The organism is Microcoleus harperi Pol14_C6 (assembly GCF_036701295.1).
Classification (GTDB): Bacteria; Cyanobacteriota; Cyanobacteriia; order Cyanobacteriales; family Microcoleaceae; genus Microcoleus.
Map to the genome: position 1 here is coordinate 1 of NZ_JAUBQN010000010.1, position 12,093 is coordinate 12,093.

Genomic DNA, 12,093 nt, shown 5'->3' on the forward strand with positions numbered 1-12,093 from the left:
CCTGAAGTTTGTTCGCCATATTGAATTGCCTCTACTTTTACCCTATATTTTAGTGTACCTTCATAGTGAATTGGTATTACCTAGGTTGCGCTAGAAACCCGGTTTCTTGCTGAATACCTCACTGTTAAACCTAAGATTTATGGTAAAAACCGGGTTTCTGTGTGTAGTTTTGGTAAAAAAAATCGGTTTCAGAGAAGCGCAGTGCGTCTAGGAGTGTTGGTGTAAGTCCTATTAGTATCAATCCGGATCTAGCGGGCGATCGCACGAATAAATTGCCAAATCAAGCTATAAAAAAATGGTAAAAATGTTTGTGACAACAGCCGTCGCGGGCATCCTGATGAATCTCGCTATTTCGAGCTTAGGATTTGCTGCTTTAGTTCGTCCTGTTCCTGCTATGAATCAAACTGTTGCGACTCTAGAAAGAATGCTCAGTGCGACACAAAAGCCGGCGGTGCTGAACTATTCGCGCCTGGGTATTGGCGGCGTTCGGTTGGGGATGGCTGTAGAAGAGGCAAAACGTAAGTTGGGAAAACCGCAACGCGACGAAACTAAACCTGCTGGGTCTGGCATCGGCGACAAGATTCGCACGCTAACATACTCAGGATTGACGGTAGCAGCATGGGATGGCAAAGTTTATTTAGTTTCTACTACCAATCCCAAGTTTCTGACAATTGATGGTGTGAAGCTAGGAGATAACAGCCAAAAAGTTGTGAAAACTTACGGTTACGGGTCGCAATCTGTGCAGGGTGGAGTGACTCGGTTGACTTACAGCAATGACCAAAAGGCTTCTAATTTGATTGTGGAAATTAAGGGCGATCGCGTGCAAAAAATTATTGTGAACACGCAGCTAAACTGAAATATTAAACAACAGTGCAAAAGTCCCGGTTCACAAGTTTGTAGTAAGGACTTTATTCCTGATTTATGAGGTTTTTTAGCTCTTCGGTGAGTTGACAGGAGGGCTTTTTCTTAATGTGCGATCGCCCGCGTCTCCTTAATCCTCTTCATCCTCATCCTACAATTTTGTCATTTCCTCAGCAACTAGCGTCTGAAAGTCCTCTCCGCAGTGAACGTTGAGATGGATTGCAGAGAGGAAGGAACTCTGCTATAATTTCAGCTTTTTGTCGATCGCTCAAATCAGGTAACTGAAGCTGATGGATTAAAGTAATCACATTTTGACACTCAGTACCCAATTCATCAATTAACGTTCTCAGCGTAGAATTATTTACAGCAATTGTCCGATCGCTAACTTGCATATTGACTTATGTTGTTTTGGAATAATTAAACCGCAGAGAGCGCAGAGGGCACAGAGGAAGAGAAGAGAGAGATGAATAATTCCGATCTCAACGGATTTGATATTACCCATAAAAAAAGTAGAGGTGCGATCGATCGCATCTCTACAAAAATTCTCAATAAGGTGCACATTGTGCACCCTGCCAATTAGCTGTTCTGGGGAACAGGAGCACTCGGTGCTCCAGAAAAAGTCGGCGCTGCTACAGAATTACTCGGTGCACCAGTCTTAGCCCGCTTTTTGATCAAGATTGGCTTGACGCTGTTTTCTGCACCAATCGGGGGATCTTCTTGTTGAGCGTAATCCGCGCCCATCCAAGCAGGACGGCTTTGATCGAAAGCCATTTGCAAAGCAGCAGCGGCTATCGCGTGGGAGTCGTACTCCTCGGATAACTGAGATACCAGAGGCAAGAAAGATGCCATCCGTTCGCCAGCCAAAGCTTCGCGAACTTTACCCTGCATCTTTTCCAACTGACGAGCTTCAATTTGCGCCCGTGTCGGAATGTTTCGCACCGTCAAGCTCGATCGCACGTGGCGTTCAATCAAGCGCAGTTTGCGGCGATCGACCGGTTGAATCAGCGTAATCGCCGTTCCTTCGCGACCAGCCCGGCCCGTGCGTCCGATCCGGTGAACGTAGCTTTCCACACTGTCGGGCAAATCGTAGTTAATCACGTGAGTCAAGTGATCCACGTCCAAACCCCGCGCCGCAATATCAGTCGCCACTACCCAGCGCACCTGACATTGGCGGAACCGATGCAGCAAGCGTTCCCGCTGTGCCTGATTCAAATTACCGTGATACTCGTCAACGCTGTGACCTGCTGCTTGAAGTTGGCTGGTGAGTTCTGCAGCCGACTGCCGAGTCCGCACAAAAATCAGTGCAGATTCCGGGTCTTCCATTTCTAAAATTGGCTGTAGGGCTCTTGCCTTCGACCAGCCACGGGGAATCATGTAAACGCCTTGGCTGATGCGCTTTGGTGTTGCTTTTGGCTGTTCTACGGTGACGTTGACTGGGTTACGCAAATGCCGCGCCACCAATTTCCGAATGGAAGCTTCCATCGTCGCCGAGAAAAATGCCGTTTGACGTTCTTTTGGTGCAGCATCCAAGATTTTTTCCACATCTTGGATAAAGCCCATGCTCAGCATTTCGTCAGCTTCATCCAAAACCAGCCACTTTACCTTGTCTAGTTTCAGGCTGCCACGGCTGAGCATATCCAATATGCGTCCGGGTGTACCGACAACGACGTGCACGCCGCGCTTCAAACGCTGCATTTGACGCTCGATCGATTGACCCCCGTACACTGTCAGAACTTGCAGAGAGCGACCCACTTTTACCGGGCCGTCGCTGCTGATGCCGCTCAAATCACGGATGGCTTCAGTTACTTGCATCGCCAATTCGCGAGTCGGCGTCAGCACCAGTGCTTGCACCGCAGTTACATCTAAATCAATCCGCTCCAAGATGGGCAACGAGAATGCTGCCGTTTTGCCTGTCCCTGTTTGGGCTTGGCCCACAACGTCGCGACCTGCTAGCAAGTGCGGAATTGCTTGTACTTGGATGGGAGTAGGTTCTGTAAAGCCTAGTGTTTCCAGATGGAGAACGAGTTCTTCCGAAAGACCTAAGCCTTCAAACAATAAATTCATTAATGCTCCTAATAACGAGTCTTAGCCTTCTAAGTTGCCCAACTCGGATGCGGATTTCTGCTCTAGGGCAGGAACTCATAAGAGTTCTTTATGGTGCTGCGCCTGCGCGCACCTTCTTAAATAGCAATCGAGTATAGGGCAGCTCCGTCGATGGTGACTAAATTTACCAATTCGACAGCCGTCTTTGATTTTGTGACATCACCGATACCAACCGCCAGGGGTCGGGTTATAGGCTTCCAACATTCTTAAAACAGGACATTGGACTTCCTTTGAGGTACTTGCAAGCTTTCCCTCTTAGGCATTTTATAGTGAGGATCATGACCAGCCCCACTTCACTACATAGTAGTAACAGGTTGTTTGGTTCAGGCGCTATCCCGCAATCCGTCGCCTGCGGGATTGAGGAGGGGATGGGGCGACCGTTACCGCCTATCCATCTCAACACTCTTTCGGGATACCGTTGTGGTGTAGGGCGGACGGCGAAGCAATCTCAAATTATCCCCGCTTATTCCTGGCTTGTTATCATCATAACTCTTTACATTCAGAAACAAAACATTAAATTCGTTAAAATTTTCCGATGTTCTGTAGAGATTACCGCACCCCGACGGGGAGGGTCGATTGCCAGATGGGGCTAAAAAAGTTTAGAACCCCTTTGCTACATATCTTTGCACAATTGTGTACTAACCGTTACTTTTGTTGCACAATCCGCTAATCATTTTTGGCTAGTGTCCGGTTTTTGTTCGCCGCACCGTCTCAGGCAACAGTTCCAGCAATACTTACACTTGACCGTAGAGGTCGTAGACATCTGCACCAGTAATTTTCACAGATACGATTGAACCCAGCCGCGCTTCTCCTGTGACGTAGACGAGTCCATCTACTTCTGGGGAAAACCGAGCGGATCTACCAATCAACTCGCCTGTCTCTGGTTGTTCTTGTTCTATCAGGACATCAACTACCTGACCGACAGACTCTTGATTCTTCTTCAATGATATAGGTTGTTGTGCCGCCATTACTGCATTGCGCCGCATTTCCATTATTTCTGCAGGTATTTGCTGGGGCAAGCTAAAGGCTGGGGTTCCTTCTTCTGGCGAAAATACAAAAACTCCTACGTGATCGAATTCGTGGCGCTTGACAAATTCCAGCAAGTGTGATGCGTGTTCGTCAGTTTCGCCGGGGAAGCCAACAATAAAAGTTGTCCGCATCACGGCGCCGGGAAGTGCTGCTTTGAGCCGATCGACTATAGCATCATTGATCCCGGCTTGAAAAGGCCGATTCATCGCCCGCAGAATTTCCGGGTGCGAGTGTTGCAGGGGTAAATCCAAATACGGCAAAACGTTGGGTGTTTCGCGGATGGCTGCGACAACTTGCGGAGTCAAACCTGTAGGATAGGCGTAGTGCATCCTAATCCAAGGTACATCTACTTCACCCAAAGCCCGAAGCAGTTCGGCTAGTTTCGGTTCGCCATAAATATCTTTGCCGTAGTTGGTGGTAATTTGAGAAATTAAGATAATTTCTTTTACCCCTTCCGATGCCAATTGCTTAGCTTCGGCGACGATAGATTCGATCGTCCGCGATCGTTGATTTCCGCGCAAGTGCGGGATAATGCAAAATGCACAGCGATAGTCGCAGCCTTCTGCTATTCGCAGATACGCGACACCTTCCGATGTCGTGCGGTAGCGGGGAGTAGTTTCGTCAGCGATGTAAGTAGGTTCTGAAGAGACGAGGGAAACTCGATCGCCCTTTTCTACCTGCTGCATAACATTGACGATTTTATGATAGTCGCCAGTGCCGACAATTGCGACTGCTTCGGGCAATTCGTCCAGCAATTCCTGCTGAAAATGCTGTGCCATGCAGCCGGTGATGACTACTTTTTTATTAGCTTCTGCCAATTCTACCAAGGTGCGGACTGACTCTTCTCGCGCAGCTTGGATAAAACTACAAGTATTGACTACAACATAATCGGCTAATTCTTCATTAGAATCCACTTGATAGCCCGCTTGAGCCAGCAAGCCAATCATGTGTTCGGTATCGATGCGATTTTTTTCGCAGCCGAGGTGAGTAAATGCGATCGTTGGCTTCGTTGCCATGCAGTAATAGTTAGTGTTGCGCTATTTCTAAGAACATTTTATGATATCACACTCATTGCCAATTGGCAAGATATTGGTCTAATTTGTCGATCGGCTGCGACCCGTGGACTTTTTACCTTGGGGGCGGGCATAATCACCACCCCACAAGAGTCTTAAGATTTTTCCCGATGCAAATCTTGATGTTTTTTGAGCTTAAAAATACTGCTAAGCTGTCGCGCATTTAAATTGCATATTAGAGGCGGGCGGGACGCCCACCCCACTCATTGTTTTATTGTTTTTTATAGAATTTAAATGCCGCAACAGCTTAGCCGAACTTACGAGGGGATTTGATCCGACGATACATCCGGGGCGATCGCCAGATTTGCTTCGCCCGAAAGCACTTGAGCAGCAGATCCACTAGCTAAGTGACCGTAAGAGTGTGTTCCCAAACCCTTAACTTGGCGCATCAAAGTGCCCATTTCCAAAGCACTCATCGCATAATTCCAGCCCAAATTGCTTTTAATTCCAGCCCTTTCCAAAGCTTGCTGCATCGTATCAGTCGTCACCACTCCAAAAATCACCGGCACCCCTGTCTGAAAAGCAGCAGCAGCAATTCCCTTAGCAACCTCACCAGCCACAAAATCGAAATGAGGAGTTTGGCCCCGAATTACCGCCCCCAGACAAATTACCGCATCGTAGCGGTGAGAAAGAGCAGCTTGGCGCGCCACCAAAGGAATCTCAAAACTTCCCGGAACCCAAAAAAAGTCCACCTGAGAGCCATGAGGATTAACATCAACTCCGTGGCGTTTCAAACAATCTTGACATCCCTCCAAAAGTTTGTTAACCACCAAATCGTTAAAACGACCGATGACAATAGCAAATCGCAAAGATTCAGTGTGAGTAAAAGTTCCCTCGAAAACAGTCATAGTGCTCTATTTTAGATTTTAGGTTTTAGATGTTAGATTTTTGTTTGTGAGAAGGCAAAAGTCAGAAAGCAGCAGCATCTCATCTGAATCTCAAGTGCAAAAACATACAGGGTCGCGCGGTATGGAAAATTCCTAGCTTCTGCCGAATGCCTTTCAATCGCTGGTGAATGCCTTCATCCTTCTATCTTTTACCTTCTTTATTCGATAAACTTGGGTGAAATTAAACGACTAAAAAGTTCAATACACCCACTGCAATAACCAGCAAAAACCAGAGACCAGACCCGGCATAAATTAGGGATTTAGACTGATTCCAGTTTTGGGGAGAGGCATAAGCAACTGGCACGCCAACGACCATCACAAAAGACAGCAGTACCAGACCCAGTAAAACCACTTGAAACAGAATTGATAACATCTTTTCTCCTTTCGATATAACCGTGCGTTGATCAGAAATAGTTTCCCAGAACCGAAAAAAATCTTCCAAATTCTAGTTGTTGACAGTTTCTCGATAGTCGATCGAGAGATTGTCGGTTGATTGATACGAAAGAACCCGTGCAAATTCGGGCGTTGCGCGAACAGGCGTCAGCGGCTCTTGAGATTTCGATCAATTTTATCATTGTTCGCTACACGACAGAAAACTGGAAAGGTTAAGTTAAAGCCCGATCGACACATCCGGTTTCAGAGGGCGAGAAATTGCTACTGTTTGAGTTAGAGATGCGGGATTTTCGGCTATGGACTTAGTTTTGTGCCACACAACAGCAGATTTTGACGCCTTGGGGGCGGCGGTGGGACTTTGCGTGCTGCGCCCCGGTAGCAGGATCGTATTGACGGGCGGGTGTCATCCGACAGTGCGGGATTTTTTGGCGCTACACCGCGACGAGTACCCGCTGATTGAACGCCGATCGGTCAACCCGCAACGAATTCGATCGATTACTATAGTTGATGCCTCGCAGCGCGATCGTTTAGGAAAAGCCGCCGAGTGGCTGGATTTGCCACAAGTGAGCGAAATTGCTGTTTTCGACCACCACCTAGAGGCGCATTCAGACATCCCCGCTACTATTACGCAGATCGAAGCAGTTGGAGCCAGCACGACATTAATTGTCGAAAAGCTCAAAAATCAAGCAGAAAACAGCGACACACCATTCCGCCTTCTGCCTTCGGAAGCAACAGTCATGGCCCTCGGCATCCACGTCGATACAGGTTCCCTCACCTTTGAAGGCGCAACTGCGCGAGATGCAATCGCTTTGGCCTGGTTGATGGAACAGGGAGCGAGTTTGGGGGTAATAGCTGAATATGTAGAACCCGGTTTGTCTCCTCAATTGCAAGATTTGCTGAGAGAAGCGCTGAATAATTTGCGATCGGAAACTTTGCACGGTTACAGCGTAGCGTGGGTGCTGCTATCTACTGAAGCTTACGTTCCGGGACTTTCTTCACTGGCTTCTCGCTTGCTCGATTTAACTGAAACCGATGCTCTGCTGTTAGGTAATGTTTATAAATTTGGCGAAAACGAAAACAACCGCAACATAGCTCCCGAATCGCCAGTTTCCAATCGATTAACTATTATTGGTCGATCGCGCATCGAAGGAACAAACCTCAGCGAATTGTTCAAACCCCTCGGCGGCGGAGGCCACGCCCGCGCCGCTTCCCTCGCCACCCGCGATGTTGACCCCCTGCTGACTTTAAATCAGCTAGCTGATGAACTCAAAACTCAAATTCCCCACCCTCCCACAGCCCGCGAATTAATGTCGTCTCCAGTGCGGAGCATTCGCCCGGAAACATCGGTAGGGGAAGCTCACCGTATACTCCTACGTTACGGACATTCGGGGCTTTCTGTGGTCGATGCGGGCGATCGACTCGCCGGCATTATCTCGCGGCGCGACATTGACATTGCCCTGCACCACGGTTTCAGTCACGCCCCGGTGAAGGGTTACATGACTCCGCAGCTAAAAACGATCGCCCCAGATACCTTGCTGCCGGAAATAGAATCTTTAATGGTGACATACGATATCGGGCGCTTGCCAGTTTTGGAAAACGGTCAACTGGTGGGAATTGTTACCCGGACTGACGTGTTGCGGGAATTGCACCAGCAAAAAGCGCGAGACAGGGGAAGCAATACAGAATTCTCTTATTGTGCCGTGCCCGAATCGGTTGAGCAGTTGTTGCGATCGCGCATCAGTCCCGAATTATGGCAATTATTGTCGATCGCCGCCAATATTGCCCAAAATCGCGGCTGGCAACTTTATATTGTGGGTGGAGCAGTCCGGGATTTACTCTTAGCCACGGATGATACACTGGCGCTAACAGATATCGATTTGGTTGTGGATGGAAAGTGCGGTTCAGATGATTCCGGTGCTGGTGTCGAGTTAGCTTCCTCGCTGCAAAAACTTTACCCCGAATCGCGTTTGGACGTTCACGGTCAATTTCAAACCGCCGCACTTTTGTGGCCCAAAGACTCTGCTTTCGGATCGCTGTGGGTGGATATCGCGACTGCTCGCACTGAATTTTACCCTTATCCGGCTGCAAATCCTGAAGTTGAAGCGAGTTCGATTCGCCAAGATTTGTACCGCAGGGATTTTACAATTAATGCCCTGGCTGTGCGGTTGGGTGTTCCTCGCAGTGGCGAATTGTTAGATTTTTTTTGCGGTTTGCTGGACTTGGAATCGAAGCAAATTCGAGTTTTGCACGCCAACAGTTTTATCGAAGATCCGACGCGAATTTATCGCGCTGTGCGGTTTGCGGTGCGGTTGGGATTTGAAATTGAGCCGCAGACGGAAGGATACATCCGCAACGCTTTGGCCAGCGGGATTTATTACCGAATTCAGGGGGAAAACGGCCGAGCTCCGGCTTTGGAAACTCGGCTCAAAAGTGAATTGAAATACATTTTGCAAGCTCCTTACTGGAAAGTTGCTTTGCAAATGCTGGGAGATTTGCAGGCTTTGCGCTGCATTCATCCTAGTTTGGAGTTGGATCGGGAGTTGTGGCGGCAACTGCGTTTGCTCGATCGGTGTTTGAATGGAAGAAGAAGGAAGAAGGAAGAAGGAAGAAGGAAGAAGGAAGAAGGAAGTTCGGCAACGGATTATGTAGCGGATGTAACGGATGTAACGGATGTCAGGAAGAAGGAAAAAGGAAGAAGGAAGGAGGAAGAAGGAAGAGACAATTCCCTATTCCCCATTCCCAATGCCCAATTCCCGATGCCCAATTCCCCATTCCCCATTATCAATATTCCCGATTGGCAGATGCGGCTGGAAGTTTTGATAGCTTATTTAGCACCGGAATATCGCGGCAAGGTGGCTGCAAATCTTCAGTTACCTGCTGACAGCATTAAGCGGTTGGAAGTTTTGGAAGCCGGAAAGAACGAGTTAGCAGAGAATTTGCCTAAGTGCAAGTTGCCGAGTCAATTGGTGCTGCTGTTGAGAAATTATGAGTTGCCGGTGTTAATTGCGATCGCCCTGCAAAGTCCGCGAAGTGCACGCCGCCAAATTTGGGAATATCTCACCAAATGGGCGAATGTTGAGCCGCCTTTGAATGGTAACGATTTGAAGGCTTTGGGTTATAAGCCGGGGCCTGGGTTTAAACGAATGTTGGATGATTTGTTGGCGGCGAGGTTGGATGGCGATTTGGGCGATCGGGCTGCTGCTATCTCTTTCTTAGCACAACGTTATCCTCAAACTTAGTAAGGTGCGTCAGCAGCGCGTTATTATTGATATAATAGATTAGCTAATTGCTGACGCACTCTACTAAAATTTAAGTTTTCAATCCTAAACAGCCTAACCAGGCGATCGCACATTATTGATATTTCGAGAATTAAGGTGAAGAAACATCACGCTCCTGCTTTAATCGCAATTGTCCTTTACAAAACATTTTTTGCTTCCCTCTTGGCAGTAACTTCGATTGCTTTGCTTTTTGCATTAAAAAATCATCAACTCTTAGAAAATATTTCGCAATCTTATTTGTTGGAAACCAAACTAAAAATTATTGAATTTATCTTAGAAAAACTTCTAATTCTAAACCCTCACAAATTATTTTTTGGGGGACTTGCCGCAGCACTTTATGCAACTTTAACTGCTGTTGAAGCCGTTGGTTTGTGGTACGAAAAAGACTGGGCAACAATCTTAGTTTTAGTGCTGGTAAGCATCAGTATACTCCCTGAAATATATGAATTAGTTCACGGGGTCACGGTACTTAAGTTAGCGGTATTTATCACAAATGTAGCCATCTTATGGTATTTGCTCCACCATTGGCCGAAGCATGGTAAAGGAGCTTAAAGTTTTGATTGTTCAGAGGAAACTCACTTGATTTTATAAATGTCAGCATTTTCCATTTTAATTTCATAAAACGGCCGCTCAGTCAAATAAAAACCTCAATCTTTACAAAAATTTTGTGATTGTAAAGATTCGATAAAGCTACGAGGGGTTATACCCCCTATGAGTTATACTGACATATATATAGATGCACCCTGATGGCTTTCCCGTTCCACAAGAGCGGGATTTTTATTTGAAAAATATTGTATAAAGTTTTAATACACCTGGTAGAGATAGAATTGGTGGAACATTTCAATAAAACGATCGCAGCCACGGTCATCACTACAATTGCCACTAATGGCGAAGGCAGCGCTTTCGTGAAGCGAGGCAGAATAAACAAGCCAATATTTGCTCCTAGTTCTTTTAGTCGTGAAATCTACCGTCAACGTAACATTGTTGAACGTGCTATCAACCGACTCAAACAATTTCGCCGTATCGCAACTCGATAGGAGAAGTTGGCCGCAAATTATACAGCCATGATTGCGATCGCCTGCGTTCTGTTGTGGTTATAGTTTGAAAACAGGCCCTAGGCGGCCTGGCTGGCTGCAAGCGGTTGTGAGGGTGGGAACTGCCGAGAGTAGGATAGAGCCTATTCCTTTAGGATGAGGTCACTTATTGAAAAAAATTTTATACTACAAAGTGTAGTAAATACTCGAAGGCTCACAGAAATTCTACCTTTTATGATTTTGGGTGATTTAAGAGAACGCAGTCCTCCGCTGATGTGCACCACTTAGTAAAACGGTTGGTGTTTTGCATCGGGATATTTCCTCTAGTTCAGAGTTTTTAACTCTACTTAAAGGAAATATTATGCAGAAATTTAAAGTCCGAACAACCGCTAAGTTTGACAAAAAATTCAAACGCCTTTCCGAGGTGGAACGGAAAAAGTACAGGAAAACTTTAGGTTTATTGGAAAATCCTGCACATCGCAGTCTCTGCACTCATGCTTATGAGGAAAGAGGTAAAGGTGTTAAAGGTTCGTATACCAGTATGAGAGAACGAGTTTTTTGGAAAATGGAGGGGACGACTATTTTGGTTATTGATATTGGTTCGCACTAACCTAGGTTAGGTACTTACACTTATTTATTATTTTTGAGCTAGAGGAAATTTTACCGATAGCAAACACCTAAAACTTGATGATACAGACTCTACCAGTTAAGGACTGATAGGGTTTTTTTGTAGACAGGTTAAACAGAGGCGGGTGCTAAAAGTCACCAACGACGAACTTCTTGAATCGCCTCACAGGTGCTATTAATTGAGGTGGAGTTACTGTATTCCATACTTGAAGCCGTGGGTCACTATATCGCTACAAGAACGAACCGAATCAGCCTGCTGACGATCGCTCAGACGATCGCTCAACAGTGCCCACCCTAACTATTGCCCTGCGATGATTACCTTCTTTGTCACTTAAGCAGTGTATTTGCCAGTTGGGGGTAACAAATGTGAGTTAGAAAACAATTAAAAACCCGGTTTCTTCTTAAAGAAATCGGGTTTTTGAAATCGATGGTGAAGCGCGATTTGCTGTCTAAACTATTCGGAAAATAAAAGGGTAGCGGTAAGGTTGGTTAGGAGTTTGCAAAACGTGGAGGATAGCCATTATTGTCAGTCCCCAATGCAGCAAATAACCTAGGGGCACTAGGATAAAGCCAGCAAGACCGAAAGTGACGACAGTTAACGCCACAATTACGGCACTGTACACCCATACATTCAGGTGAAAATTGATGGCTTCTGTGGCGTTTTCTTTGACAACGGGGTCATCTGATACTAACAATACAGCGATCGGCGCTCCGATCGAGAACAGTAACGTGCTGAAAAAAATCGCCCCGTGACACACCAGTGATAGCAGCTTCCGCTTGTCGGAATCGTACATATTAGTTTTCTTCC

Annotated in this window: 10 protein-coding genes and 1 pseudogene; 5 read left to right on the plus strand and 6 right to left on the minus strand. The window is 46.6% G+C overall.

The genetic code is table 11. From position 1 onward, the window contains the following. The first annotated feature begins 295 nt into the window (after positions 1–295). Positions 296–856: a hypothetical protein gene (locus QUA27_RS09960; protein WP_333067720.1), complete on the plus strand. Its 561-nt coding sequence runs from the start codon at positions 296–298 to the stop codon at positions 854–856. Positions 857–1,031: 175 nt separating this feature from the next. On the opposite strand, the gene QUA27_RS09965 is transcribed toward QUA27_RS09960, so the two are convergent. From QUA27_RS09965 to psbZ, 5 genes are all read right to left on the minus strand, one after another. Continuing rightward, the gene (locus QUA27_RS09965) at positions 1,032–1,253 is read right to left on the minus strand and encodes a hypothetical protein (RefSeq protein WP_333067721.1); all 222 of its coding nucleotides are present in this window, start codon (positions 1,251–1,253) and stop codon (positions 1,032–1,034) included. A 184-nt stretch (positions 1,254–1,437) separates the two neighbouring features. Beyond that, positions 1,438–2,925 (minus strand): DEAD/DEAH box helicase, encoded by a 1,488-nt coding sequence (locus tag QUA27_RS09970; RefSeq protein WP_333067722.1) that lies wholly within the window; start codon positions 2,923–2,925, stop codon positions 1,438–1,440. Between the two features lie 773 nt (positions 2,926–3,698). Next, positions 3,699–5,009 (minus strand): 30S ribosomal protein S12 methylthiotransferase RimO, encoded by a 1,311-nt coding sequence (rimO, locus tag QUA27_RS09975; RefSeq protein ID WP_333067723.1) that lies wholly within the window; start codon positions 5,007–5,009, stop codon positions 3,699–3,701. Positions 5,010–5,323: 314 nt separating this feature from the next. Next, positions 5,324–5,914: a 6,7-dimethyl-8-ribityllumazine synthase gene (gene ribH, locus QUA27_RS09980; RefSeq protein ID WP_333067724.1), complete on the minus strand. Its 591-nt coding sequence runs from the start codon at positions 5,912–5,914 to the stop codon at positions 5,324–5,326. A 220-nt stretch (positions 5,915–6,134) separates the two neighbouring features. After that, positions 6,135–6,326, minus strand: coding sequence for a photosystem II reaction center protein PsbZ (gene psbZ, locus QUA27_RS09985; RefSeq protein ID WP_015177377.1), 192 nt, complete (start codon positions 6,324–6,326; stop codon positions 6,135–6,137). Positions 6,327–6,642: 316 nt separating this feature from the next. On the opposite strand from psbZ, the gene QUA27_RS09990 reads away from it, so the two are divergent. The 4 genes and pseudogenes from QUA27_RS09990 (at position 6,643) to QUA27_RS10005 (ending at position 11,268) form a co-directional block, all read left to right on the plus strand. Continuing rightward, a complete protein-coding gene (locus QUA27_RS09990; protein WP_333067725.1) occupies positions 6,643–9,585 on the plus strand; it encodes a CBS domain-containing protein in 2,943 nt (980 codons plus the stop codon). 135 nt (positions 9,586–9,720) lie between these two features. Then, the gene (locus QUA27_RS09995; protein WP_333067726.1) at positions 9,721–10,176 is read left to right on the plus strand and encodes a DUF2127 domain-containing protein; all 456 of its coding nucleotides are present in this window, start codon (positions 9,721–9,723) and stop codon (positions 10,174–10,176) included. Between the two features lie 398 nt (positions 10,177–10,574). Continuing rightward, positions 10,575–10,724 (plus strand): annotated as a pseudogene (locus tag QUA27_RS10000) (transposase); the annotation flags it as partial. A 295-nt stretch (positions 10,725–11,019) separates the two neighbouring features. After that, positions 11,020–11,268 (plus strand): hypothetical protein, encoded by a 249-nt coding sequence (locus tag QUA27_RS10005; RefSeq protein WP_333067727.1) that lies wholly within the window; start codon positions 11,020–11,022, stop codon positions 11,266–11,268. Between the two features lie 466 nt (positions 11,269–11,734). Here the strand turns inward: QUA27_RS10005 and QUA27_RS10010 are convergent, their stop codons facing one another. Beyond that, positions 11,735–12,079 carry a DUF4870 domain-containing protein gene (locus tag QUA27_RS10010; protein WP_333067728.1) on the minus strand — a complete coding sequence of 115 codons (345 nt, stop codon included), beginning with the start codon at positions 12,077–12,079 and terminating at the stop codon, positions 11,735–11,737. Positions 12,080–12,093 lie beyond the last annotated feature (14 nt).

What these genes read in the sequence shown, in the direction of transcription:
- rimO (WP_333067723.1), bottom strand. Translation starts at nt 5,009, where the DNA reads ATGGCAACGAAGCCAACGATCGCATTTACTCACCTCGGCTGCGAAAAA.
- QUA27_RS09965 (WP_333067721.1), bottom strand. Translation starts at nt 1,253, where the DNA reads ATGCAAGTTAGCGATCGGACAATTGCTGTAAATAATTCTACGCTGAGA.
- ribH (WP_333067724.1), bottom strand. Translation starts at nt 5,914, where the DNA reads ATGACTGTTTTCGAGGGAACTTTTACTCACACTGAATCTTTGCGATTT.
- QUA27_RS10010 (WP_333067728.1), bottom strand. Translation starts at nt 12,079, where the DNA reads ATGTACGATTCCGACAAGCGGAAGCTGCTATCACTGGTGTGTCACGGG.
- QUA27_RS09960 (WP_333067720.1), top strand. Translation starts at nt 296, where the DNA reads ATGGTAAAAATGTTTGTGACAACAGCCGTCGCGGGCATCCTGATGAAT.
- psbZ (WP_015177377.1), bottom strand. Translation starts at nt 6,326, where the DNA reads ATGTTATCAATTCTGTTTCAAGTGGTTTTACTGGGTCTGGTACTGCTG.
- QUA27_RS10005 (WP_333067727.1), top strand. Translation starts at nt 11,020, where the DNA reads ATGCAGAAATTTAAAGTCCGAACAACCGCTAAGTTTGACAAAAAATTC.
- QUA27_RS09970 (WP_333067722.1), bottom strand. Translation starts at nt 2,925, where the DNA reads ATGAATTTATTGTTTGAAGGCTTAGGTCTTTCGGAAGAACTCGTTCTC.
- QUA27_RS09990 (WP_333067725.1), top strand. Translation starts at nt 6,643, where the DNA reads ATGGACTTAGTTTTGTGCCACACAACAGCAGATTTTGACGCCTTGGGG.